This is a genomic window from Mycolicibacterium alvei (genome assembly GCF_010727325.1).
Lineage (GTDB): Bacteria > Actinomycetota > Actinomycetes > Mycobacteriales > Mycobacteriaceae > Mycobacterium > Mycobacterium alvei.
Genome location: NZ_AP022565.1, coordinates 1,990,939 through 2,014,620, shown reverse-complemented (window position 1 = coordinate 2,014,620; position 23,682 = coordinate 1,990,939). Strand labels below are relative to the sequence as shown.

At 65.9% G+C, this 23,682-nt stretch carries 20 protein-coding genes; 17 read left to right on the top strand and 3 right to left on the bottom strand.

Features of this window, described 5'->3' with window-relative positions; all coding sequences use genetic code 11:
- Position 1 precedes the first annotated feature (1 nt).
- Together manA and G6N44_RS09610 are read left to right on the top strand one after the other, a co-directional pair.
- Positions 2-1,228: a mannose-6-phosphate isomerase, class I gene (gene manA / locus G6N44_RS09615; RefSeq protein WP_163663463.1), complete on the top strand. Its 1,227-nt coding sequence runs from the start codon at positions 2-4 to the stop codon at positions 1,226-1,228.
- A gap of 426 nt (positions 1,229-1,654) precedes the next feature.
- The gene (locus tag G6N44_RS09610; RefSeq protein WP_163663461.1) at positions 1,655-2,959 is read left to right on the top strand and encodes an AurF N-oxygenase family protein; all 1,305 of its coding nucleotides are present in this window, start codon (positions 1,655-1,657) and stop codon (positions 2,957-2,959) included.
- A 124-nt stretch (positions 2,960-3,083) separates the two neighbouring features.
- Here the strand turns inward: G6N44_RS09610 and G6N44_RS09605 are convergent, their stop codons facing one another.
- The gene (locus G6N44_RS09605) at positions 3,084-3,917 is read right to left on the bottom strand and encodes a class I SAM-dependent methyltransferase (protein WP_163663459.1); all 834 of its coding nucleotides are present in this window, start codon (positions 3,915-3,917) and stop codon (positions 3,084-3,086) included.
- Between the two features lie 126 nt (positions 3,918-4,043).
- Here G6N44_RS09605 and G6N44_RS09600 point away from each other — a divergent pair, with 126 nt between their 5' ends.
- From G6N44_RS09600 to ahcY, 6 genes are all read left to right on the top strand, one after another.
- Positions 4,044-5,525 carry an amino acid permease gene (locus G6N44_RS09600; protein WP_163663457.1) on the top strand — a complete coding sequence of 494 codons (1,482 nt, stop codon included), beginning with the start codon at positions 4,044-4,046 and terminating at the stop codon, positions 5,523-5,525.
- A gap of 218 nt (positions 5,526-5,743) precedes the next feature.
- Positions 5,744-6,907: an alkane 1-monooxygenase gene (locus G6N44_RS09595; protein ID WP_276039514.1), complete on the top strand. Its 1,164-nt coding sequence runs from the start codon at positions 5,744-5,746 to the stop codon at positions 6,905-6,907.
- Positions 6,904-7,077: a rubredoxin gene (locus tag G6N44_RS09590; RefSeq protein WP_163663453.1), complete on the top strand. Its 174-nt coding sequence runs from the start codon at positions 6,904-6,906 to the stop codon at positions 7,075-7,077. The genes G6N44_RS09595 and G6N44_RS09590 overlap by 4 nt, the downstream gene beginning before the upstream one ends.
- Positions 7,074-7,259 carry a rubredoxin gene (locus tag G6N44_RS09585; RefSeq protein ID WP_163663451.1) on the top strand — a complete coding sequence of 62 codons (186 nt, stop codon included), beginning with the start codon at positions 7,074-7,076 and terminating at the stop codon, positions 7,257-7,259. Before G6N44_RS09590 ends, G6N44_RS09585 begins: the two co-directional genes overlap by 4 nt.
- A gap of 53 nt (positions 7,260-7,312) precedes the next feature.
- Positions 7,313-7,936, top strand: coding sequence for a TetR family transcriptional regulator AlkX (alkX, locus tag G6N44_RS09580; protein WP_163663449.1), 624 nt, complete (start codon positions 7,313-7,315; stop codon positions 7,934-7,936).
- 138 nt (positions 7,937-8,074) lie between these two features.
- Complete coding sequence (ahcY, locus tag G6N44_RS09575; protein ID WP_163663447.1) at positions 8,075-9,535, top strand: adenosylhomocysteinase; 1,461 nt, start codon at positions 8,075-8,077, stop codon at positions 9,533-9,535.
- 133 nt (positions 9,536-9,668) lie between these two features.
- On the opposite strand, the gene G6N44_RS09570 is transcribed toward ahcY, so the two are convergent.
- Positions 9,669-9,920 carry a hypothetical protein gene (locus tag G6N44_RS09570; RefSeq protein WP_163663445.1) on the bottom strand — a complete coding sequence of 84 codons (252 nt, stop codon included), beginning with the start codon at positions 9,918-9,920 and terminating at the stop codon, positions 9,669-9,671.
- 254 nt (positions 9,921-10,174) lie between these two features.
- Between G6N44_RS09570 and G6N44_RS09565 the strand changes: the two genes are divergently transcribed.
- The 7 genes from G6N44_RS09565 (at position 10,175) to secA (ending at position 19,727) form a co-directional block, all read left to right on the top strand.
- Positions 10,175-10,807, top strand: coding sequence for a dTMP kinase (locus tag G6N44_RS09565; protein ID WP_163663443.1), 633 nt, complete (start codon positions 10,175-10,177; stop codon positions 10,805-10,807).
- A 52-nt stretch (positions 10,808-10,859) separates the two neighbouring features.
- Positions 10,860-11,546, top strand: a complete 687-nt coding sequence (gene mtrA, locus G6N44_RS09560; RefSeq protein ID WP_163663441.1) for a two-component system response regulator MtrA — start codon at positions 10,860-10,862, stop codon at positions 11,544-11,546.
- On the top strand, positions 11,543-13,216 hold the full coding sequence (gene mtrB / locus G6N44_RS09555; RefSeq protein WP_163663439.1) for an MtrAB system histidine kinase MtrB: 1,674 nt from the start codon (positions 11,543-11,545) through the stop codon (positions 13,214-13,216). Before mtrA ends, mtrB begins: the two co-directional genes overlap by 4 nt.
- Positions 13,213-14,973, top strand: coding sequence for an MtrAB system accessory lipoprotein LpqB (gene lpqB, locus G6N44_RS09550; RefSeq protein WP_163663437.1), 1,761 nt, complete (start codon positions 13,213-13,215; stop codon positions 14,971-14,973). The genes mtrB and lpqB overlap by 4 nt, the downstream gene beginning before the upstream one ends.
- A gap of 134 nt (positions 14,974-15,107) precedes the next feature.
- Positions 15,108-15,737, top strand: a complete 630-nt coding sequence (locus G6N44_RS09545) for a ComF family protein (protein ID WP_163669779.1) — start codon at positions 15,108-15,110, stop codon at positions 15,735-15,737.
- Positions 15,738-16,033: 296 nt separating this feature from the next.
- Complete coding sequence (gene hpf, locus G6N44_RS09540) at positions 16,034-16,717, top strand: ribosome hibernation-promoting factor, HPF/YfiA family (RefSeq protein ID WP_163663436.1); 684 nt, start codon at positions 16,034-16,036, stop codon at positions 16,715-16,717.
- A 163-nt stretch (positions 16,718-16,880) separates the two neighbouring features.
- Positions 16,881-19,727 (top strand): preprotein translocase subunit SecA, encoded by a 2,847-nt coding sequence (gene secA / locus G6N44_RS09535; RefSeq protein WP_163663434.1) that lies wholly within the window; start codon positions 16,881-16,883, stop codon positions 19,725-19,727.
- On the opposite strand, the gene G6N44_RS09530 is transcribed toward secA, so the two are convergent.
- Positions 19,724-20,218 (bottom strand): Rv3235 family protein, encoded by a 495-nt coding sequence (locus G6N44_RS09530; RefSeq protein ID WP_235682984.1) that lies wholly within the window; start codon positions 20,216-20,218, stop codon positions 19,724-19,726. The genes secA and G6N44_RS09530 overlap by 4 nt on opposite strands.
- A 214-nt stretch (positions 20,219-20,432) precedes the next feature.
- Here G6N44_RS09530 and G6N44_RS09525 point away from each other — a divergent pair, with 214 nt between their 5' ends.
- Positions 20,433-21,842: a WS/DGAT/MGAT family O-acyltransferase gene (locus tag G6N44_RS09525; RefSeq protein ID WP_163663429.1), complete on the top strand. Its 1,410-nt coding sequence runs from the start codon at positions 20,433-20,435 to the stop codon at positions 21,840-21,842.
- Positions 21,843-21,903: 61 nt separating this feature from the next.
- Positions 21,904-23,679 carry a BCCT family transporter gene (locus G6N44_RS09520; protein WP_163663427.1) on the top strand — a complete coding sequence of 592 codons (1,776 nt, stop codon included), beginning with the start codon at positions 21,904-21,906 and terminating at the stop codon, positions 23,677-23,679.
- Positions 23,680-23,682 lie beyond the last annotated feature (3 nt).

The window sequence follows — 23,682 nt, the reverse complement described above, 5'->3', positions numbered from 1 at the left end:
AGTGCATCTGCTAAGGGGAGCGGTGCGGACCTATGCCTGGGGTTCGCGTACCGCAATCGCCGATTTCACCGGAAGGCCCAGTCCGACAATCCATCCGGAGGCTGAGCTATGGCTCGGTGCGCACCCGGGTGACCCGGCCTGGCTGCAGACCGAAGATGGTGAAGAGTCGCTGCTGGAGGCGGTCAAGGACGACCCCGAGGGACAATTGGGGAGCGTGGCGATCGGCAGATTCGGCGATGCGCTGCCTTTCCTCGTCAAGGTTCTGGCCGCCGAGGAACCGTTGTCGTTGCAGGCCCATCCCAGTGCCGCGCAGGCGAGGGAGGGATTCGACCGTGAGGACCGACTCGACATCCCGGTGAACTCACCGATCCGCAATTACCGTGACCGCAGCCACAAGCCCGAATTGCTGGTTGCGCTGGGACAGTTCGATGCGTTGGCGGGATTTCGCCCGGTGGACCGCACGGTCGAGTTGATGCGGGCGCTGGCGGTCTCGGATCTCGACCCGTTCATCAACCTGCTGTCGGATCAATCCGATGCCGACGGGTTGCGGGCCCTGTTCACCACCTGGATCACCGCGCCCCAGCCCGATCTCGACGTGCTGGTGCCGGCTGTACTCGACGGCGCGGTCCACTACATCCGTTCCGGGGCAAAGAAATTCGCCGCCGAGGTCAAGACGGTGCTGGAACTCGGCGAGCGATACCCCGGGGATGCCGGCGTGTTGGCTTCCCTGTTGCTCAACCGCATCAGCCTGCGGCCGGGGGAGGGCATCTACCTTCCCGCCGGAAATCTGCACGCATATCTGCACGGCGTCGGCGTCGAGGTGATGGCCAACTCGGACAATGTGCTGCGCGGTGGGCTGACTCCCAAGCACGTGGACGTGCCGGAACTGCTGCGGGTGCTGGACTTCACCCCGACTCCCGAAGACCGGTTGCGGTCGGACACCGTCACGGACGGCCTGGAAACCATCTATCAGACGCCCGCGCAGGAATTCGCGGTGTCGGTGCTGACGGTCGACGGCGAACGCATCGGCGACGAGATCGACGTGCACTCCCGCCACGGCGGTCCGCAGCTGCTGCTGTGCAATGAAGGCGCCGCGGTGGTCTATGCCGATGACGACAAGCTGACCCTGGAGCGCGGAATGGCGGCCTGGGTGGCGGCCGAGGACGGTCCGATCCGGCTGACCGCCGCGGAGCCGACGAAACTGTTCCGTGTCACCATCGGGATCTAGTTGGCGCCCAGGGCGCGGCCGAACCACGAGATCCCCGGTGTCAACACCCGGTACCACCAGCCGGAATTAATTTACGGTGCCTCTTATTCCGCCCCACGCGCGCCGCTTTCCCACTACGGTGTCCGTGAAATGAGAAAAATTCTTAGACCCGCGCCAGGTCTGCCGCGCACGTTGCCGGCGCCCGCCGCCGCGGTGGCCCGGGAGGTCGAGAGTTGCCAGGCGAAACGCTGCGCCGGATTTTCGCACCCCGTCACCAGCGGGTGGAGCGCCGACCGTCGCTCGATGGCACGCCGGCCGAGTTTGCTTGGTGCCGTAGGGCTAACGAACGTGCAACAACTCGTGGCACAATGCCGTGGCTGAGGGCGTGATTCGGCTCTCAGATTGCTACCCTCTGCAAGGAACCTCACAGCATCAACGGATAGGCAGATGACAACGGTCAGCGACGCGGACGGAACACCGGAGGACCTCTATTTCGACAGGGTGGAGGCCCTCTCTCGTGCGACGGTCCGTCGACGCTTCGATCCCCACGTTGACATCGACTGGGACGCACCCGAGAACGCGTTGGAAGACGACGATCCGCGGTGGCAGCTGGATCCGGAGAGCGCTCCGCTAGCGGCGACCGACTGGTACGCCCAACAGCCGTTGCAGCGCCGTATCGACATGGGCCGCTGGGTGACCGCGAACACGCTCAAGGTCACGCTTCAGTTCGAGATGATGCTGATCCGCGGTGTGGTGCACTACGCCGGCAAGTTGCCGAATCGTTCGCCGGTGTTCCAGTACCTTCTCCACGAACTGATCGACGAGTGCAATCACATCCAGATGTTCCAGGAGTTCGTCAACCGCACGGGCGAGGATGTGCCCGGAATGCGACGAGGCTCCCGGGTGATCGGGCCGATCTTGGGCTTCATCGGCGGCTACGCCAACATCATCCATTTCATCGGGGTGCTGTGCGGCGAACAGCCACTGCACTTTCAACAGACGCTGCAGCATCGGGGCGCGGCGCACGTGCCCCCGCTGCTGAACAAGATCACTTACATTCATCTGGCCGAAGAAGCGCGTCACATCTCGTTTGCCGACGACATTCTGGCTCAGCGGATCAAGACCGTCACCCGATTGAAGCGCGCTTGGTATGCGATTCTCTTCCCCTTCTTTCTCCGGTGGTTGATCGGGGAGATGATGGGGCCGCCGCGCACTTTTGCCCGGCAGTTCGGGGTGCCACGGCAGGTCTTCAAGGCCGCGTTCTGGCGGAGCGCCCAGTCGCGCCAGATGATGGCGGAATCGGCGGCCGACGTCCGACGGGTAGCCGAGGATCTGGGACTGCGGACGGCATGGTCGCGGTGGATCTGGCGAATGTTGGGCATCGAGGGGCGACTACCTCGATACCGCGGTGAGCCGGATCGGGGCTCTGCGATGGCACGCGTGGCCGGGCTTCGCACCGCGCTGACGCTACGTCTCACGGGGGTGGCGGTCATGGCGAGCGTCGCCCTGTTGGTGGCGCCGGACGGCCTGAAGATCATCGCGTGCGCCGCTGCCGGAGCGGGTGTGTGGGCGGGATACCACGCGCTCCGGGAACGCCGTGGTGGTATCAAGGGGAACCAACCCTTTGAATGGCCGCGGTTCTTCGTGTGGGTTGCGGTGTGCGTGGCCATGATTCCCGCGGGCGGGCTGATCGGCCTCGCCTTGGTGGTGTTCATGATCCTGGCGCTCGCCGAGTTCATGCCCACCGTGTGACGGGACGTCACACCCTCGCGCCACCCGCATCACACCGCTGATACCGCACCACTGACAAAACCCCGATGACCGCGTCGGCGACGAGCGCAGCGCGGGTCGGGGTGTCAGATGGACGCAGGCAGCGTCAGGCGGGCTTTTGGAACGTGTACACCCGGTACTGAATGAGGCCGGCCTTGGATAGCCACTTCATCCACCGGGTGCCGACGATCATCGTCTTCTGGGCATCCGCTGACCCCTGCTTACGGAAGAACTTGAGCAGGAAGGGATACGTCGGCAGGGTGTTCTTCCGGATGTTGCGCTTCGCCGCGAGCTTGAGCCCCGCCCGCTTGCCCATGGACTTGTAACCGCGCAGGGGGACGTTTCCGAGCGTGCCGTAGGACTTGGCGATCCGGGGGCGGATCGCCATCCAGATCGGGGTCTTGCCGAAGAACATCAGGGTCGGCACGAAGTCGGATACCGCCAGGTAGCCGCCCGGCTTGAGCACCCGCGCCGCCTCCGCGAGGAACTTCTCCCGGGACGGGAAGTGGAAGATGCATTCGACGGCCAGGATGCGATCGAAGGAGTTGTCCTCGAAGGGCAGCTGACAGGCGTCGGCCTCGACCCAGGCGATCTTGTTGCCGTTGGCGGGCTTGGTCTGCGCTTCGGCCGCCGCGAGCTGGCGTGGGTCGATGTTCAGACCGGTGAGGTCCATGTCCGAGTAGGTGCCGTTGATCTGCTGAACCGTGCCGCCGAAACCGCAGCCGGCGTCGAGCAACTTCTGTCCGTCGGCGACGTTTCCGGCCGCGAACAGCACATGATCCATCTGCTCCATCGCAGCGATGTAGTCATCCCGGGTGCCCGTGGCGGCCTTGGGATTCTCCCAGTAGCCCCAATGAACCTGGTTTTCCCACAACTGTCCGGTTTCACCACCGTCCTGCCGTTCATCGATCAGCAGGTCAAAGTAGGGGAGCTCAGCCATGCGCGGACCGTATCACGATCGGCACCGACTGTGATGCACGCCCCACGGCGGCGCGACGGGATCGTTCTGACCGAAACTTTATGCGTCCTACTCAATCGGCGGCCACCGTGATGGGAGCATGGCGTGATGTCTGCCCTTCGGCGAATCAAATCTGTCGAGCAGTCGATTGCCGACACCGATGAGCCGTCGACGCGGCTGCGCAAGGATCTCAACTGGTGGGACCTGACCGTCTTCGGGGTTTCGGTCGTGATCGGCGCCGGCATTTTCACCATCACCGCCTCCACGGCGGGCAACCTGACCGGACCGGCGATCTCCATCGCCTTTCTGATCGCGGCGGTGGCGTGCGGACTGGCGGCCCTGTGCTACGCCGAGTTCGCGTCCACGGTTCCGGTGGCGGGCAGCGCCTATACCTTCTCTTATGCCACGTTCGGGGAGTTCGTCGCCTGGATCATCGGCTGGGATCTGATCCTGGAGTTCGGCGTCGCCGCCGCGGTGGTGGCCAAGGGATGGTCGAGCTACCTCGGGACCGTGTTCGGGTTCGGCGGTGCGATCGCCGACGTCGGCGGTGTCGCGGTCGACTGGGGCGCGCTGCTGATCATCGCGGCGGTGACGATTCTGCTGGTGTTCGGCACCAAGTTGTCGGCACGCTTCAGCTTGGCGATCACGATCATCAAGGTGTCGGTCGTGCTGTTGGTGGTGATCGTCGGTGCGTTCTACATCAAGGCGGCGAACTACACCCCGTTCATCCCGCCGAACGAGGCCGGGGAGGGCGCCAGTGGTGCCGACCAGTCCCTGTTCTCGTTGCTCACGGGCGGGGCGGGTAGCCACTACGGCTGGTACGGCGTACTGGCCGGCGCTTCGATCGTGTTCTTCGCGTTCATCGGCTTCGACGTCGTCGCGACGACCGCGGAGGAGACCCGCGATCCGCAGCGTGACATGCCCCGCGGCATCCTCACCTCGCTCGGCATCGTCACCGTGCTCTACGTTGCGGTGTCGGTGGTGCTGTCGGGCATGGTGTCCTACACGGTGTTGCGCGACGCCCCGGAGGGGTACGCCAACCTGGCCACCGCATTCGCCGCCAACGGTGTGCACTGGGCGGCGAAGATCATCTCCATCGGCGCGCTCGCGGGCCTGACCACGGTCGTGATCGTGCTCATGCTCGGGCAGACCAGGGTGGTGTTCGCGATGTCGCGCGACGGCCTGTTGCCGCGTCGGCTGGCCACCACGGGGAGCCGCGGTACACCGGTACGGATCTCGATGATCGTCGGTCTGTTGGTGGCGATCGCCGCCTCGGTGTTCCCGATGGGCCGCCTGGAAGAGATGGTCAACATCGGCACCCTGTTCGCCTTCGTGCTGGTGTCGGCCGGGGTGATCGTGCTGCGGCGAACCCGGCCCGACCTGCCGCGTGGATTCCGTGTCCCGTGGGTGCCGGTGTTGCCGATCGCCGCGATCCTGGCGTGCCTGTGGCTGATGCTGAACCTCACGGGGCTGACCTGGATCCGGTTCCTGCTCTGGATGGCGATCGGGGTGGTGGTGTACGCCGCCTACGGTCGGCGGCATTCCGTGCTCGGCCGCCGGTCGGCGGCCGAGATGCAGCCGCTCTCGTAGCGGAAACCCGGTTTTGACCGATGGTGGTCCGGCATATCCTCGGTAGGTTTACAAATAACTATCAAATGTCTAGACAAGCGACATGTGGGTGCATATAGTCAAGTCATTGCAGTGATAGCTCTCACACAAGGAGGCTCATCGTGGTGGCGGAACTCTCGAATGGACCGGACGTCGCGGACGTCGGGCAATGGCGGGACAAGAAGCGGCATCTGTGGCTCATGGGACTGATCGCCCCGACGGCGATCTTCGTGATGCTGCCGCTGGTCTGGGGACTCAACCAGCTCGGCTGGCACACAGCCGCCCAGCTGCCGTTGTGGATCGGGCCGATCCTGCTCTACGTGCTGCTGCCGCTGTTGGACCTGCGGTTCGGGCCGGACGGCCAGAACCCACCCGATGAGGTGATGGAGCAACTGGAGAACGACAAGTACTACCGCTACTGCACCTACGTCTACATCCCGTTCCAGTACGCGAGCGTCGTCATGGGCGCCTATCTGTTCACCGCCTCCGACCTCGGCTGGCTCGGGTTCGACGGCGGGCTGGGTTGGCCGGCCAAGATCGGCATCGCGCTGTCGGTGGGCGTCCTCGGCGGAGTGGGAATCAACACCGCCCACGAGATGGGGCACAAGCGTGACTCGTTGGAGCGCTGGCTGTCCAAGATCACCCTGGCCCAGACCTGGTACGGCCACTTCTACATCGAGCACAACCGCGGCCATCACGTCCGCGTTGCCACCCCGGAGGATCCTGCGTCGGCCCGCTTCGGCGAAACGTTCTGGGAGTTCCTGCCGCGCAGCGTGTTCGGCAGCCTGCGCTCGTCGTGGGAGCTGGAGGCCCAGCGGTTGCGTCGGCAGGACCGCTCGCCCTGGCACTGGTCCAACGACGTACTCAACGCGTGGGCCATCTCGGTGGTGTTCTGGGGTGTGCTGATCGCGGTCTTCGGCGTCGGCGTCGTTCCCTTCATGGTGATCCAGGCCGTCTACGGCTTCAGCCTGCTGGAATCGGTGAACTACCTCGAGCACTACGGGCTGCTGCGGCAGAAGACCGCCAGCGGACGCTACGAGCGCTGCGCGCCGGTGCACAGCTGGAACTCCGACCACATCGTGACCAACCTGTTCCTGTATCACCTGCAGCGGCACAGCGATCACCACGCCAACCCCACCCGCCGATACCAGATCCTGCGCAGCATCGACGGCGCGCCCAACCTGCCCAGCGGGTACGCATCGCTGATCGGGCTCACCTACCTGCCGCCGTTGTGGCGCAGGGTGATGGACCACCGGGTGCTGGAGCACTACGACGGCGACATCACCAAGGTGAACATCCAGCCTCGGCTGCGGGCGAAGGTCTTGGCCCGGTATGGGGCTTCCGACAACGGTGCTGCGGCATGAGCGCCTTCCGGTGCCCCGGGTGCGGCTACATCTACGACGAGACCAAAGGCGCTCCGCGCGAAGGATTTCCGGCTGGCACGGCATGGGATGACGTACCTGACGACTGGTGCTGCCCCGACTGTGCCGTACGGGAGAAGGTCGATTTCGAGGCAATAGGAGTAGTGACGTGAGCGAGCCATACAAGCTGTTCGTCTGCGTGCAGTGCGGATTCGAGTACGACGAGGCCAAGGGCTGGCCCGAGGACGGCATCGCCCCGGGCACCCGATGGGACGACATCCCGGAGGACTGGAGCTGCCCCGATTGCGGCGCGGCGAAGACCGATTTCGAGATGGTCGAGGTCGCACGGTATTGACCGCTTCGACCGACGCGCTCGAAACCCGCGCGGAAAGCGATATTGTCGCCCGTGTGAGTCGGCCGCGAGAAAAGCAGCGCATCCCGTATGCGGAGGCCTCCAGAGTGTTGCTGCGCGATTCGATTCTCGACGGCATGCGGGAGCTGCTGTTGACCCGCGACTGGTCGGCCATCACGCTCTCGCACGTGGCCCAGGTCGCGGGGATCAGCCGCCAGACGATCTACAACGAGTTCGGCTCGCGTCAGGGCCTGGCCGAGGGATATGCCATGCGGCTGGCCGATCGGCTCGTCGACGCGGTCGACGAGGCGATCAACAACAACGTCGGCGAGGTGCATGCGGCGTTCCTGGAGGGCTTCCGGGCGTTCTTCCTCGAGTCGGCCGCCGATCCGCTGGTGATCTCGCTGCTCACCGGTGCCTCCAAGCCTGACCTGCTGCAGATCATCACCACGGGCAGTGGGCCCATCATCAGCCGATGCTCGACGCGGCTGACCGGAACCTTTCAGAACAGTTGGATGAAGGCCAGCGACGAGGATGCCGGCGTGCTCGCCCGGGCGATCGTGCGATTGGCGATGAGCTACGTCTCGATGCCGCCCGAGGCGGACCACGATGTGGCCGGTGACCTGGCCCGACTGATGACGCCGTTCGCCGAGCGCTACGGTGTCATAGATACCACGTAGCTGTCAGAGCGCCGCCGTTGTCAAAACCCGCAGCGCCTGTCCCGCGAGCCCGCAGGCTAGAGGTATCGGCATGTGGCGTCGCTCGTTGGCGGCGCACCCGTGCGCTTGCAAGCATTCACGACTGAAAGAGGGCTCTACATGACTGAGTTGAAGGCCGACATCCGTAACGGCATCGACTTCAAGGTCGCCGACCTGTCGCTGGCCGAGTTCGGCCGCAAGGAGATCCGCCTGGCCGAGCACGAGATGCCCGGCCTGATGACGCTGCGTCGCGAGTACCACGACGTGCAGCCGCTCAAGGGCGCGCGCATCTCCGGTTCGCTGCACATGACCGTGCAGACTGCCGTGCTGATCGAGACGCTGGTTGCGCTCGGCGCAGAGGTCCGTTGGGCTTCGTGCAACATCTTCTCCACCCAGGACCATGCCGCCGCGGCCGTCGTCGTCGGCCCGAACGGCACCCCCGAGGAGCCCAAGGGCACCCCGGTCTTCGCCTGGAAGGGCGAGACGCTGGAGGAGTACTGGTGGGCCGCCGAGCAGATGCTCACCTGGGAGGGTGAGCCCGCGAACATGATCCTCGACGACGGTGGCGACGCCACCATGCTCGTGCTGCGCGGCGCGGAGTACGAGAAGGCCGGCGTGGTTCCGCCTGCCGAGGAAGACGACTCGGCCGAGTGGAAGGTCTTCCTGGCGCTGGTGCGTAAGCGCTTCGAGACAGAGAAGGACAAGTGGAGCAAGATCGCGGCATCGGTCAAGGGTGTCACCGAAGAGACCACCACCGGCGTGCTGCGGCTGTACCAGTTCGCCGCCGCGGGTGAGCTGGTGTTCCCGGCGATCAACGTCAACGACTCGGTCACCAAGAGCAAGTTCGACAACAAGTACGGCACCCGGCACTCGCTGGTCGACGGCATCAACCGTGGCACCGACGCGCTGATCGGCGGCAAGAAGGTGCTGATCTGCGGCTACGGCGACGTGGGCAAGGGCTGCGCGGAGTCGCTGGCCGGCCAGGGTGCGCGCGTGCAGGTCACCGAGATCGACCCGATCAACGCGCTGCAGGCGCTGATGGACGGTTACGACGTGGTCACCGTCGAGGAGGCGATCTCCCAAGCCGACATCGTGGTGACAGCCACCGGCAACTTCGACATCATCCTGCTCGAGCACATGAAGGCGATGAAGGACCACGCGATCCTGGGCAACATCGGTCACTTCGACAACGAGATCGACATGGCGGCCCTGGAGCGCTCGGGCGCGGTGCGGCTGAACATCAAGCCGCAGGTCGACCAGTGGACCTTCGGCGACTCGGGCAAGTCGATCATCGTGCTGAGCGAAGGCCGACTGCTCAACCTCGGAAACGCCACGGGTCACCCGTCATTCGTGATGAGCAACAGCTTCTCGAACCAGGTGATCGCCCAGATCGAGCTGTGGACCAAGAACGACGAGTACGACAACGAGGTCTACCGCCTGGCCAAGCACCTCGACGAGAAGGTGGCCCGCATCCACGTCGAGGCACTCGGCGGCACGCTGACCAAGCTCACCAAGGACCAGGCCGAGTACATCGGTGTGGACGTCGAGGGTCCGTACAAGCCGGAGCACTACCGCTACTGAGTTAGCGTCCTTCTGTCCGAGCAGTCCCCCGCAAGCGGGAGGTGCCCCCAGCGAAATCCCCCATTTCCCTGTGGATTTGGGGGATTTTGCGTCTGCTGGGCAGTGATCGTGAGTGCTGGCCCGGGCCGGCCCGCTAGGTTCGTTCGCTGTTCGGGCGGGCTGCGGCTCTCAGTGATGTGCTGATCCGGCGGCAGGTGTCGCCGAGAGCGATCATCTGCCGGCGTGACAGGTGATCGAGATAGTGCGTGCGAAGCGCGCGGGCATAGGTCGCGACTGCGGGAGCGGCACGTGCCCGGCCCTCGCTGGTGATACCGGCGAGCACACCCCGCCAGTCGTCCGGACTGGAGCCGCGGCCGGCCCGTTGTGGGCGGGTTTGTCGCCTCATCCAGCGGCCCATTTTGCGGAGTTGCGCCCTGATTTTCGTTTGCCGTGGTCTCGGTTTGCGTCCGCACTGGATGCCTTGGCGCAGTTGCCAAACCATGCGGCTTTTCGTTGGGCCGCAAGGGAATCGGACACCTGAGGGGCCGATTCCTACTGCCGTCGACGCTTGTCCGCCACTCCAGCGTGACACTCGAAGCCGGCGGTCACTCCAGCGTGACATTGGCCGGTGGTGACCGACCGCAGCGTTAGGCTCGCGGCGTGCTCATAGCGATCGAGGGTGTTGACGGCGCAGGCAAACGTACATTGACCAACGGTCTGCGGGCGGCGTTCGAGGCCGATCACAAGTCTGTCGGCAGCCTGGCATTTCCGCGCTATCACCGGTCGGTGCCCGCCGATCTGGCCGCCGAGGCGCTGCACGGCGCGCACGGTGACCTGGCCGACTCCGTCTATGCGATGGCTACCTTGTTCGCGCTCGACCGGGCCGGCGCCCGGGAGGAGATCGAACATCTGCGGGGTGCCTACGACATCGTCATCCTGGACCGTTATGTCGCCTCCAATGCCGCCTACAGTGCGGCGAGGCTGCACCAGGGCGCGGACGGTGACGCGGTGGCCTGGGTGCGCGAGCTCGAGTTCGACCGCCTCAAACTCCCCAGTCCGGATTGGCAGGTACTGCTCGATGTACCGACCGAGCTGGCCGCTGCGCGGGCCGAGCATCGCGCCAACACCGAGGCCGACCGCGCCAAGGACGCCTACGAGCGCGACGGCGGGCTGCAACAGCGCACCGGTGCGGTGTATGCCGCGCTGGCGGCCACCGACTGGTGCGGTCGATGGTCGGTCGCGGGCCCGGATGTGGACCCGGCAGCCCTGGCGGGTCGGCTAAGCAGCAGATAAAGCCGAGAAACCCGCGTGTGGTAGCCCGGTTTTATCGCGATCGGGTGACACCATGGACACCATGAGGCAAAGGATCCTTGTCGTCGACGACGACCCGTCACTGGCCGAGATGCTCACCATCGTCTTGCGTGGTGAGGGATTCGACACCGCGGTCATCGGCGACGGCACCCAAGCACTGACCGCGGTCCGCGAATTGCGGCCCGACCTGGTGCTGTTGGACCTGATGTTGCCCGGCATGAACGGGATCGACGTGTGCCGGGTGCTCCGTGCCGACTCCGGTGTCCCGATCGTCATGCTGACGGCCAAGACCGACACCGTCGACGTGGTGCTGGGTCTGGAATCCGGCGCCGACGACTATGTGATGAAGCCGTTCAAGCCCAAGGAGCTGGTGGCCCGGGTGCGCGCCCGGCTGCGGCGCAACGAGGACGAGCCGGCCGAGCTGCTGTCGATCAACGATGTCGAGATCGACGTGCCGGCCCACAAGGTGACCCGTCAGGGCGAGCAGATTTCGCTGACGCCGCTGGAGTTCGACCTGCTCGTGGCGCTGGCACGCAAACCACGCCAGGTGTTTACTCGTGATGTGCTGCTCGAACAGGTGTGGGGATATCGGCACCCCGCTGACACCCGTTTGGTGAACGTGCATGTCCAGCGGTTGCGGGCCAAGGTTGAGAAAGACCCGGAGAACCCGCAGGTGGTGTTGACAGTTCGAGGAGTGGGATACAAGGCCGGACCCCCGTGATCTTCAGCTCCAGACGGCGCATTCGTGGTCGCTGGGGAGGATCCGGCCCGCTTCTACGCGGATTGGGGACGTTAGGCCGGGCGGTCAGCCTGGTGTGGCGTCGGTCGCTGCAACTGCGGGTCGTGACACTGACTCTGGGGCTCTCGCTCGCCGTCATCCTGGTGCTCGGCTTCGTGCTGACCAGCCAGATCACCGACCGGATCCTTGAGGTCAAGGTCAAGGCCGCCACCGAGGAGGTGGAACGGGCCCGCGTCACGGTCGGCGGCATCGTCGGAGGCGAAGAGAGCCGTTCGCTCGACAGCAGTCTGCAGTTGGCCCGGAACACCCTGATCGATCGCAAGGCCGACGCCCGTGCGGATATGGCCGGTGCGTTCGACGCGGTCATCATGGTTCCCGGCGACGGGCCACGCGAAGCTGCTGCGGCCGGGCCGGTGCAACAGGTGCCCAAGGCCTTACGCGATTTCGTCAAGGCCGGGCAGGTGAGTTACCAATACACCACGGTCGTGACTCAAGGATTCTCCGGGCCGGCCTTGATCGTCGGCAGCCCGGCGTCCTCGTCGGTGCCCAATCTTGAGCTATACCTGATCTTTCCGCTGAACAACGAGGAAAGCACCATTTCGCTGGTGCGTGGCACCATGGCGACCGGCGGCGTGGTGCTGTTGGGTCTGCTGGCGGCCATCGCACTGGTGGTGGCCCGCCAGATCGTGCAGCCGGTCCGGTCGGCGTCACGGATCGCCGAGCGGTTCGCCGAGGGCCACCTGACCGAGCGGATGCCGGTGCGCGGCGAGGACGACATGGCCCGGTTGGCGGTGTCGTTCAACGACATGGCCGAGAGCTTGTCGCGCCAGATCCAGCAGCTCGAGGAGTTCGGAAACCTGCAGCGCCGCTTCACCTCTGACGTCAGCCATGAACTACGTACCCCGCTGACCACGGTGCGCATGGCCGCCGACCTGATCCACGATCACATCCACGACTCCGGGGAGAATCTCGACCCCGCGCTGCGCCGGTCCACCGAGCTGATGGTCAACGAACTGGACCGGTTCGAGACCCTGCTGGCCGATCTGCTGGAGATCTCCCGCCACGACGCCGGCGTCGCCGAGTTGTCGGTGGAGTCGGTGGATCTGCGGACCACGGTGCAGAGCGCGCTGAACAATGTCGGGCATCTGGCGGCCGACGCGGAGGTCGAGCTCGACGTCAACATGCCAGGTGACGAGGTGATCGCCGAGGTGGATCCGCGCCGCGTGGAACGCATCCTGCGCAACCTCATCGCCAACGCCATCGATCACGCCGAACGCAAAACGGTGCGCATCCGGATGGCCGCCGACGAGGACACCGTCGCCGTCACCGTGCGCGATTACGGTGTCGGCCTGCGCCCAGGTGAGGAAAAGCTGGTGTTCAGCCGGTTCTGGCGATCCGATCCGTCGCGGGTCCGCCGCTCCGGCGGCACCGGCCTGGGCTTGGCCATCAGCATCGAGGACGCGCGCCTGCACCAGGGCCGGTTGGAGGCCTGGGGTGAACCCGGCAAGGGTGCCTGCTTCCGCCTGACGCTGCCGTTGGTGCGCGGCCACAAGGTGACCACCAGCCCGCTGCCGTTGAAACCTGTTTCGCCACAGCAAAAATCACGACAGCGCCCCAATCGAGACCGTGAGCAAGCGGAGGAGAACGCGTGAAGCGCCTGCTGACGGTGGTGATCGTCGGGCTGGTGGTCGTGGTGTCCGGATGCGCGGGAATCCCGAGTTCGTCGTCTCCGCAGGCGATCGGCACAGTCGACAGACCGGCGCCGCCGAACCTCCCCAAACCGGCACCCGGCATGGACCCAGACGTTCTCCTGCGCGAATTCCTCAAGGCCACAGCCGATCCCGCGAACCGGCACCTGGCGGCCCGGCAGTTCCTCACCGAGTCGGCGTCCAGCTCATGGGACGACGCCGGCAGCGCACTGCTGCTGGATCGGGTGGTGTTCGTCGAAACCCGCAGCGCGGAACGGGTTTCGGTGAGTATGCGGGCAGACATCCTGGGATCGCTGTCCGATATGGGGGTCTTCGAGACCGGGGAGGGGGCACTGCCCGACCCCGGCCCCATCGAGCTCGTCCAGACTCCGGGCGGTTGGCGTATCGACCGGCTGCCCAACGGGGTTTTCCTTGACTGGCAACAGTTTCAGTCCACCTACAAGCGCAACACGCTCTATTTCGTCGACCCGACCGGAGCCACGGTCGTGCCGGACCCCCGTTATGTCGCGGTGTCCGATCCCGACCAGGTGGCCACCGAACTGATCTCCAAACTGATTGCCGGGCCACGTCCGGAAATAGCCGGGGCGGTGCGCAATCTGCTCGACCCACCGTTGCGGCTGCGGGGTCCGGTCACCCGGGCCGACGGCGGCAAGACGGGGGTGGGGCGCGGCTACGGTGGCGCCCGAATCGACCTCGACAATCTCTCGATGACCGATCCGCACAGTCGGCAACTGCTTGCCGCCCAGATCATCTGGACCCTGTCGCGGGCCGGGATCAGTGGGCCCTACGTGATCAACGTCGACGGTGCCCCGCTGGACGACAGGTTCGCCGACGGCTGGGAGACCTCCGACGTGGCAGCCACCGACCCGGGGGCCGTGCCCGGCGCGGCCGCCGGTCTGCACGCGCTGGTCGGCGGTTCCCTGGTGGCGTTGGACGGGCAACAAACCAGCCGGGTGCCAGGAGCTTTCGGCTCGGCACCGTTTCAGATGTCGGCCTCGGTATCGCGCAACGGTCAGGACGCCGCCTCGGTCGTGGTGCTGCCCGACGCGCCGGAGGCCACGGCGGCCGCACTGTGGATGGGGCAGCTGGGCGGGGCCACCGCCAAGGCCATCGAGGGCCGCACGCTGAGCCGGCCGAGTTGGTCGCTGGATGAGGCCGTGTGGGTGGTGGTCGACAACGCCAACGTGGTGCGCGCCATCCGCGACGCCTCCGGGGTGCCGGCCCGAATCCCCGTCGACGCGGCAGCGGTGACCAGCCGATACCCGGGCCCGATCACCGAACTGCAGCTGTCCCGGGACGGCACCCGCGCGGCGATGGTGATCGGTGGACAGGTGGTTCTGGCCGGGATCGAGCGGACCCCTGAGGGGCAGTTCCTGCTGACCTATCCGCGGCGCCTCGGCTTCGGACTGGGCAACACGGTGGTGTCGCTGTCCTGGCGTACCGGCGACGACATCGTGGTCAGCCGGACCGATCCGGCGCACCCGGTGTCCTTCGTCAATCTCGACGGGGTGAACTCCGACGGGCCCAGCCGCAACCTGGCGATGCCGGTGGGCACGGTGGCGGCGAACCCGTCGACGGTCTACGTTGCCGACCAACGCGGGGTGATGCAGCTGTCCGCGTCGGTCAGTGAGGACAATCCCGGTTGGGTCGAGGTCCGGCCACTGATGGTTCCCGGTTCGTTGCCGGTGCTGCCGGGCTGACTCTCGGCGCGCGGTGGAGCCGGCGATGCGTCGATTTCCACCGCAGGGTTGCGCCTCCCCGGGATCGCGACCCTCAGGTAGAAACCGGCGAGGTGGACCTCGAGGGTGTCGCCCCCGTCGCGCAGACTGCCGGCATGCTCGACCTCATCCTGCCGCTGGAGTGTGGTGGCTGTGGGGCGCCGTCGACCCGGTGGTGTGCGGCGTGTGCCGGGCACCTCGCCGTCGGTGACGACGAGCCGCATCTGGTTACCCCGCGCACCGATCCGGGAGTGCCGGTGTTCGCATTGGGCCGCCACGCGGGTATTCGTCGGCGCGTCATCGTGGCCGCCAAAGAAAAGGGGCGCATGGACCTCGTGGCCCCGCTGGCCGGTGCCCTGAACGTCGGCCTGCAGCACCTGCTGACCTGGGGCGTCGTCGGTACTCCGGTGACCCTGGTGCCGGCACCCACCCGCCGGCTCGCGGCACGTCGGCGCGGCGGCGATCCGGTCCACCGGATCGCGATGGCGGCGGCTGACGGGCTGCCCGGTGTTTCCGTCGTGCCCGCGCTGCGCCTGCGGCCGTGGGTGCGTGATTCGGTGGGCTTGTCCGGTGCCGCCCGTCAGCGCAACATCGCCGGCCGGGTGCGTCTGATCCGGCCGGTCGCGGGTGAGGTGGTGCTGGTCGACGACATTGTCACGACCGGAGCCACCGCGGCGGAGTCGGTCGGGATGCTCACGAACGCCGGAGTCGACGTGTCTGCCGTGCTGGCGATTTCGCACGCTTGACGTGCGCGTCATTGCGCTGGGATCAAACCCACATGAAGAACTGAGAACACGTATCTGGAATTGGTGGCACGAGTGGGTGAACACGGACTACCGTCGGCAGCAACCACCCGTGAACGACTCACGGCGGCGCTCAGAGAAACGCAGCGCCACTTCACCGCATACGGTAGGAGGTGAGTACCCCACACCTTGCGCCGATGGGTGGAGCAAACTATTCGGCCCACCGGCACCATCACGATTCGTTGAGAAGTAGGGCACGCGCGATGCGTGTGACAGCTGAGAGAAACGAGTTGCCGAGTATGTCAACCCATTCCCCGGACACCAGCGCCACCATGGTGGTCGACCCCGACGAGCAGGTCGGTGACACCACCCCGGAGCCGAACGCAGAGGTTGTGGTCAAGGGTCGAAACGTCGAAGTTCCAGACCACTTCCGCACGTACGTTTCGGAGAAGTTGTCGCGCCTGGAGCGATTCGACCGCACCATCTACCTGTTCGACGTCGAGCTCGACCACGAACGCAACCGCCGTCAACGCAAGAACTGCCAGCACGTCGAGATCACGGCCCGCGGCCGTGGCCCGGTGGTGCGCGGCGAGGCCTGCGCCGACAGCTTCTATGCCGCACTGGAGTCCGCAGCCGGCAAACTTGAGAGCAGACTCCGAAAGGGTAAAGACCGCCGCAAGATCCACTACGGCGACAAGACCCCGGTCTCGCTGTCCGAAGCAACCGCGCACGATGCGCTGTTCGAGAAGCAGCCGACGGCGACGGCGGATGCCGGATTGTCGGATGGTCTCGACGACCATGAGCCGGGCCGGATCGTCCGGACCAAGGAGCACCCCGCGAAGCCGATGACAGTCGACGATGCGCTCTACGAGATGGAGCTGGTCGGCCACGACTTCTTCCTGTTCCACGACAAGGAGAGTGACCGCCCGTCGGTGGTGTACCGCCGCCATGCCTACGACTACGGGCTGATCCGCCTGGCCTGAACACCGGGGGAGTCCCCCGCAAGCGGGAGGGGCCCCCAGCAGAATCGCACCTCGGAACATCCGGGGTGCGATTTTGCGTCTGGCCCCTGGCAGAACCAGCGGGTTCGGCGCGACCACTATCATGGGTCCTGACTCATAACCACGAACCCACAGGGGAAATAGCGTGCTGTCGAAGTTGCTCCGTCTCGGTGAAGGCCGCATGGTCAAGCGCCTCAAGAAGGTCGCCGACTACGTCGACACCTTGTCCGACGACATGGAGAAGCTCTCCGACGCCGAACTACGAGGCAAGACCGACGAGTTCAGGAAGCGGATCGCCGACGGCGAGAGCCTGGACGACCTGCTCCCCGAGGCGTTCGCCGTGGCCCGTGAAGCGGCGTGGCGGGTGCTGTCCCAGAAGCACTTCCAGGTCCAGATCATGGGTGGCGCGGCGCTGCATTTCGGCAACGTCGCCGAGATGAAGACCGGTGAGGGCAAGACCCTGACCGCGGTGCTGCCCGCCTATCTCAACGCGCTGAGCGGCAAGGGCGTGCACGTCGTCACGGTCAACGACTACCTGGCCAAACGCGACAGCGAGTGGATGGGTCGCGTGCACCGGTTCCTGGGCCTGGACGTGGGGGTCATCCTCTCGGGCCTGACCCCCGAGGAGCGCAGGGCGGCCTATGCCGCCGACATCACCTACGGCACCAACAACGAGTTCGGCTTCGACTATCTGCGCGACAACATGGCGCACTCCACCGAGGACATGGTCCAGCGCGGCCACAACTTCGCCGTCGTGGATGAGGTCGACTCCATCCTGATCGACGAGGCCCGTACCCCGCTGATCATCTCCGGACCCGCCGACGGCGCCTCCACCTGGTACCCCGAGTTCGCCCGACTGGCACCGCTGATGGAGAAGGACACCCACTACGAGGTGGACATCCGCAAGCGCACCATCGGTGTACACGAGCTGGGCGTGGAGTTTGTCGAGGACCAGCTGGGCATCGAGAACCTCTACGAGGCGGCCAACTCGCCACTGGTCAGCTATCTGAACAACGCGATCAAGGCCAAGGAGCTGTTCCAGCGGGACAAGGACTACATCGTCCGCGACGGCGAGGTGGTCATCGTCGACGAGTTCACCGGCCGCGTGCTGCTGGGCCGCCGCTACAACGAGGGCATGCACCAGGCGATCGAGGCCAAGGAACACGTCGAGATCAAGGCCGAGAACCAGACGCTGGCCACGATCACCCTGCAGAACTACTTCCGGCTCTACGACAAGCTGTCCGGCATGACCGGTACGGCCGAGACCGAGGCCGCCGAGCTGCACGAGATCTACAAGCTGGGTGTGGTGCCGATCCCGACCAACCGGCCGATGGTCCGTCAGGATCAGGGCGACCTGATCTACAAGACCGAGGAAGCCAAGTACATCGCGGTCGTCGACGACGTGTCCGAGCGCTATGAAAAGGGCCAGCCGGTGCTGATCGGCACCACCAGCGTCGAGCGCTCCGAGTACCTGTCGCGGCAGTTCACCAAGCGCAAGATTCCACACAATGTGCTCAACGCGAAGTACCACGAGTCCGAGGCGAACATCATCGCCGAGGCCGGCCGGCTCGGCGCCATCACCGTCGCCACCAACATGGCCGGTCGCGGTACCGACATCGTGCTCGGCGGCAACGCCGACTTCCTGGCCGACAAGCGGCTGCGCGAAAAGGGCCTGGACCCGGTGGAGACACCCGAGGAGTACGAGGCCGCCTGGGACGAAACCCTCACGGCTATCAAGGACGAGGCCAGCAAGGAGGCCGAGAAGGTCACCGAGGCCGGTGGGCTTTACGTGCTGGGCACCGAGCGTCACGAGTCCCGGCGTATCGACAATCAGCTACGTGGTCGTTCGGGCCGCCAGGGCGACCCGGGCGAGTCCCGCTTCTACCTGTCGCTGGGTGACGAGTTGATGCGACGGTTCAACGGCGCGACGCTGGAGTCGCTGCTGACCAGGCTGAACCTCCCCGACGATGTGCCGATCGAGGCCAAGATGGTGACCCGCGCGATCAAGAGCGCGCAGACCCAGGTCGAGCAGCAGAACTTCGAGGTCCGCAAGAACGTCCTCAAGTACGACGAGGTGATGAACCAGCAGCGCAAGGTCATCTACAAGGAGCGGCGGATGCTTCTGGAGGGCGAGAACCTCCAGGAACAGGCGCACGACATGCTCGTCGATGTGATCACCGCCTACGTCGACGGTGCCACCGCCGAGGGCTACGCCGAGGACTGGGATCTGGCCAAGCTGTGGGAGGCGCTCAAGACGCTGTACCCGGTTGGGATCGACCACCACGACCTGCTCGATTCCAACGCGGTGGGGGAGCCCGGCGAGCTGACGCGCGAGGAACTGCTCGAAGCGCTGATCGCCGATGCCGACCGCGCCTACGCCGAGCGCGAGAAGCAGCTCGAGGAACTGGCGGGCGAGGGCGCCATGCGTCAGTTGGAGCGCAACGTCCTGCTCAACGTGATCGACCGTAAATGGCGTGAGCACCTCTACGAGATGGATTACCTCAAGGAGGGCATCGGCCTGCGGGCGATGGCGCAGCGCGATCCGCTGGTCGAGTACCAGCGCGAGGGCTACGACATGTTCGTCGGCATGCTCGACGCGCTCAAGGAGGAGTCGGTCGGGTTCCTGTTCAACGTGCAGGTCGAGGCCGCGCCGGCACCTGCCGTCGCGCCAGTGGCCGCACCCAGTGGGCTGGCCGAGTTCGCCGCGGCTGCCGCAGCAAAGGCCAACGAGGCCGCAGCCGCCGATCCGGAGTCGGGTGCGGTGGCCACGAAGGAGCGTCCGGCGCCTGCATTGCGTGCCAAGGGGATCGAGAATGACGCACCGCCACTGACCTACACCGGGCCGTCCGAGGACGGCACGGCGGAGGTACAGCGCTCCGGCGGTGGCGGGCGGCATTCTGCACAGTCCGGTGGTACCCGGCGTGAGCGTCGCGAGGCGGCCCGCAAGCAGGCCAAGACGGGTCGGCCGTCGAAGTCGCACCGCAAGGACTAGCCGAGCTGTAGCGCAGTGAGTTGCCAACGGCCACTGCGTGATTCGATACGTCCGGCAATGGCGAGTACCCGCGGCCCGCGGGTATAGGTAGCGAACAGCTCGGCGGCCTCGGGTGAGGCCGCCGGGCGTAGCCCCACCCGGCGCAGGTTGGCGGTGGTGGGGTGGCGGGACGCGGTGGAAGCGATGACAGCGTCGAGCAGGAGTTGGCTCATCAACGATTTCAGCTGGGACGGCGGCCTGCGACGGTCGACGACCTCAAGGACCCGGCGCAGGGCCATGTCGGCGAACTGCGCGGCGCCCGGCGGTAATTGTCGATCGGTTTCGGGGCTGACCAACCGCAATCGGCGCGGGCTGTGCCCGCGTAGCACGGTCGGTGCCGGGCACGGCGTCGGCGCTGCCGACACGTCAACCGATGTGCCTCCCAACAGCAGTGCGGGCGGCTCGCAGTCGATCACCGGGGCGGTCAGCGGCAGGCGCTTCGGGGTGGGCACAGACAACCTCCAGCGGTCGGCATCGCGGACGACATCTGCTGGAGAGGTGCAGACCTACCCATGATCGCATGGGTTCGGCGTGCCGAAAGCACCTCATGTGCGCGGCAGCCGCCGAGACGAAATTGACGCGCGGTCTACCCGTGATGCGGACGGGCGGAATCGCCAGCTACCGTGACGGGGTTCGAGCGGAGCGAGATGGGGAGGTAGGCGCCGCATGGTGAGCAGACTGTCGGCCTCCGACGCAGCGTTCTTCCATCTGGAGAACACCGCAACGCCGATGTACGTCGGGTCCCTGTCGATCCTGCGCAAGCCGCGTGCCGGCTTGAGCTACGAGACCCTGCTGGAGACCGTCGAGCGCCGCCTGCCGCAGATTCCGCGGTACCGGCAGAAGGTGCGCGAGGTAACGCTGGGCCTGGCCAGGCCGGTGTGGGTGGACGACCGGGAATTCGATATCACCTATCACATCCGGCGCTCGGCGCTGCCGTCTCCCGGCAGCGACGCCCAGCTCCACGACCTGATCGCCCGGCTCGGCTCACGGCCGCTGGACCGAACCCGTCCGCTGTGGGAGATGTACCTGGTCGAAGGGCTGACCCAGAACCGCCTCGCGATCTACACCAAGACCCACCAGGCCCTGGTCAACGGAATGACCGCGCTGGAGATCGGGCACGTGATCGTCGATCGCGCGCAGAAGCCGCCGGAGTTCGGTGAGGACATCTGGATTCCGGCCCGCGAACCCAGTGACAGCCAGTTGGTTCTCGGCGCGATCGGGGAGTGGATCACCCGGCCGACCAGTCAGCTCGCTGCCGTGCGCGACACCGTGACCGAAGTGGCCACCAGCGCCAGCGAACTGGCGGCGGTGGGACGACGGGTAGCCGACGTGGCCCGCACGGTGGCGCGGGGCACCGCGCCGAGCAGTCCGTTGAACACCACGGTGTCGCGCAACCGCCGCTTCTCGGTGGACCAGCACCGGCTGGAGGATTACCGGCTGGTGCGGGCCCGCTACAACTGCGACATCAACGACGTCGTCCTGGCGGTGGTGGCCGGCGCCCTGCGCAACTGGCTGCTGTCGCGCGGGGAGCCCGTGACCCCCATGACCACGGTGCGGGCCATGGCGCCGATGTCGGTGTACCCGGATGCCGAACTGGACTCCACGGGGCCGGGCCAGGCGATCAGCGAGGTATCGCCGTTCCTGGTCGATCTTCCCGTCGGCGAGGGAAACGCTGTGGTCCGGCTGTCGCAGATCGCCCATGCGACCGAATCGCATTCCACCGCAGCCAGTCTGGTCGACGCGCGCACCATCGTGACCCTGTCCGGATTCGCTCCGCCGACCTTGCACGCCATGGGCATTCGGGTGGCGACGGGTTTCTCGGCGCGGCTGTTCAACCTGCTGATCACCAACGTGCCCGGGGCCCAGAAGCAGATGTATGTCGCGGGCACCAAGCTCCTGGAGACCTACGCGGTGCCGCCGTTGCTGCAGAACCAGGTGCTGGCCATCGGAGTCACGTCGTACGACGGCATGCTGTATTTCGGGATCAATGCCGACCGTGACGCGATGAGTGACGTCGATGTGTTGCCCAGCCTTTTCCGGGAATCTCTCGAAGAATTGCTCGAGGCCGCCAAGTAACCCTGGCAAAACGCCTGAGGTGTTTGACCTGGACTGGAATTCGCGGTCTGATGAATTGATCATGCCGGCTGAGATACGAAAAAGTAGATCTGACAAGCACACGCACGAAGCCAAGCAAGCAACGCAGAAGGCGCTGAAATCGCCGACCGGCGACGTGGTGCCGCACCCGATCCTCGATGTTCCGGTCGAACAGCAGGCCTACACCCGCCGTCAAGGTGTCGACTGGGTGGTTTTCGGTGTCACCGCACTGATCGCGTCGGGGTTTCTGATCTGGGGATTCTTCAGCACCGATTCCCTGGCCTCGGCTTCCTCGGGTGCCCTGGCCTGGGTGATGAACAGCGCCGGGTGGCTGTTCGTCCTCACCGCATCGGGTTTCGTGGTGTTCGTGATCTGGTTGGCGATGAGCCGCTACGGAAACATCCCGCTCGGCCGCGACGGGGAAGAACCCGAATTCCACACGGTGTCGTGGGTCGCGATGATGTTCAGCGCCGGTATGGGGATCGGCCTGATGTTCTTCGGAGTGTCAGAACCGCTGTCGCACTTCGTCACTCCGCCCCCGATGACCGGCCCGGCCGGCAACGCCGGCGCGACGCAGACCGCGATGGCGACCACGCTGTTCCATTGGACCCTGCACCCGTGGGGGATCTATGCGGTCGTCGGGTTGGCCATCGCCTACGGCGTCTACCGCAAGGGCCGGTTGCAGTTGGTCAGCGCGGCGTTCGAACCCCTGCTCGGGGAGCGGGCCAACGGCCCGTGGGGCAAAGTCATCGACATGCTGGCGATCTTCGCCACGCTGTTCGGGTCGGCTGCCTCGCTGGGGCTGGGCGCGCTGCAGATCCGCAGCGGATTGCACATCGTGGCCGGGATCAGTGAAGCCGGCAACGCCGTGCTGGTCGTCATCATCACGATCCTCACCGTCGCCTTCGTGCTGTCGGCGGTGTCCGGCGTGGCCCGCGGCATACAGTGGCTTTCCAACATCAACATGGTGCTGGCGGTATCGCTGGCGTTGTTCATCTTCGTCGTCGGCCCCACGGTGTTCATCCTCAACCTGATCCCCACCTCGGTCGGAAGTTATCTCCAGCAGCTGCCGATGATGTCGGCGCGTACCGGGGCCGAGGGCCACGCGGTGAACACCTGGCTGCAGACCTGGACGATCTTCTACTGGGCGTGGTGGATCTCCTGGACCCCGTTCGTCGGCATGTTCATCGCCCGGATCTCCCGCGGCCGCACCATCCGCCAGTTCATCACCGGGGTGCTGTTGGTGCCCAGCGTGGTGTCCCTGGTGTGGTTCTGTGTGTTCGGCGGCGCGGCGATCCGCGAGCAGCAGAACGGCGCCGACCTGGCCGGGAAGGGCAGCATCGAGCAGGAGTTGTTCAGCCTGCTCGACCAGTACCCGATCGCCACGGTCGCCAGCATTGTGGTGATGGTCCTGGTGGCCATCTTCTTCGTGTCAGGCGCCGATGCCGCCTCGATCGTGATGGGTTCGTTGTCCGAGCGGGGCACCATCAAACCGACCCGCGCCACGGTGATCTTCTGGGGTGTGGCCACCGGTGCGGTGGCGGCGGTGATGCTGCTGGTCGGTGGGGCCGACGCGTTGACCGGACTGCAGACCATCACGATCATCGCGGCGTTGCCGTTCGTTGTGGTGATGGTCGGTCTGGCGGTGGCACTCGTGCGCGACCTGAGGCGCGATCCGTTGGTGGTGCGCCGCCAGTACGCGCGGGACGCCGTCAACGATGCGGTGGTCTCCGGTGTCACCCAGCACGGCGATGATTTCGTCATCTCCGTGGAGAAGGACCCGCACGCCGACGACCGCAGAGACGACGCGGGCGATTAACCT

Coding starts and splice junctions, on each gene's coding strand:
- G6N44_RS09610 (WP_163663461.1), top strand. CDS start 1,655: ATGACAACGGTCAGCGACGCGGACGGAACACCGGAGGACCTCTATTTC.
- G6N44_RS09605 (WP_163663459.1), bottom strand. CDS start 3,917: ATGGCTGAGCTCCCCTACTTTGACCTGCTGATCGATGAACGGCAGGAC.
- G6N44_RS09600 (WP_163663457.1), top strand. CDS start 4,044: ATGTCTGCCCTTCGGCGAATCAAATCTGTCGAGCAGTCGATTGCCGAC.
- G6N44_RS09595 (WP_276039514.1), top strand. CDS start 5,744: ATGGGACTGATCGCCCCGACGGCGATCTTCGTGATGCTGCCGCTGGTC.
- G6N44_RS09590 (WP_163663453.1), top strand. CDS start 6,904: ATGAGCGCCTTCCGGTGCCCCGGGTGCGGCTACATCTACGACGAGACC.
- ahcY (WP_163663447.1), top strand. CDS start 8,075: ATGACTGAGTTGAAGGCCGACATCCGTAACGGCATCGACTTCAAGGTC.
- G6N44_RS09570 (WP_163663445.1), bottom strand. CDS start 9,920: ATGAGGCGACAAACCCGCCCACAACGGGCCGGCCGCGGCTCCAGTCCG.
- mtrA (WP_163663441.1), top strand. CDS start 10,860: ATGGACACCATGAGGCAAAGGATCCTTGTCGTCGACGACGACCCGTCA.
- G6N44_RS09545 (WP_163669779.1), top strand. CDS start 15,108: ATGCTCGACCTCATCCTGCCGCTGGAGTGTGGTGGCTGTGGGGCGCCG.
- hpf (WP_163663436.1), top strand. CDS start 16,034: ATGTCAACCCATTCCCCGGACACCAGCGCCACCATGGTGGTCGACCCC.
- G6N44_RS09525 (WP_163663429.1), top strand. CDS start 20,433: ATGGTGAGCAGACTGTCGGCCTCCGACGCAGCGTTCTTCCATCTGGAG.
- G6N44_RS09520 (WP_163663427.1), top strand. CDS start 21,904: ATGCCGGCTGAGATACGAAAAAGTAGATCTGACAAGCACACGCACGAA.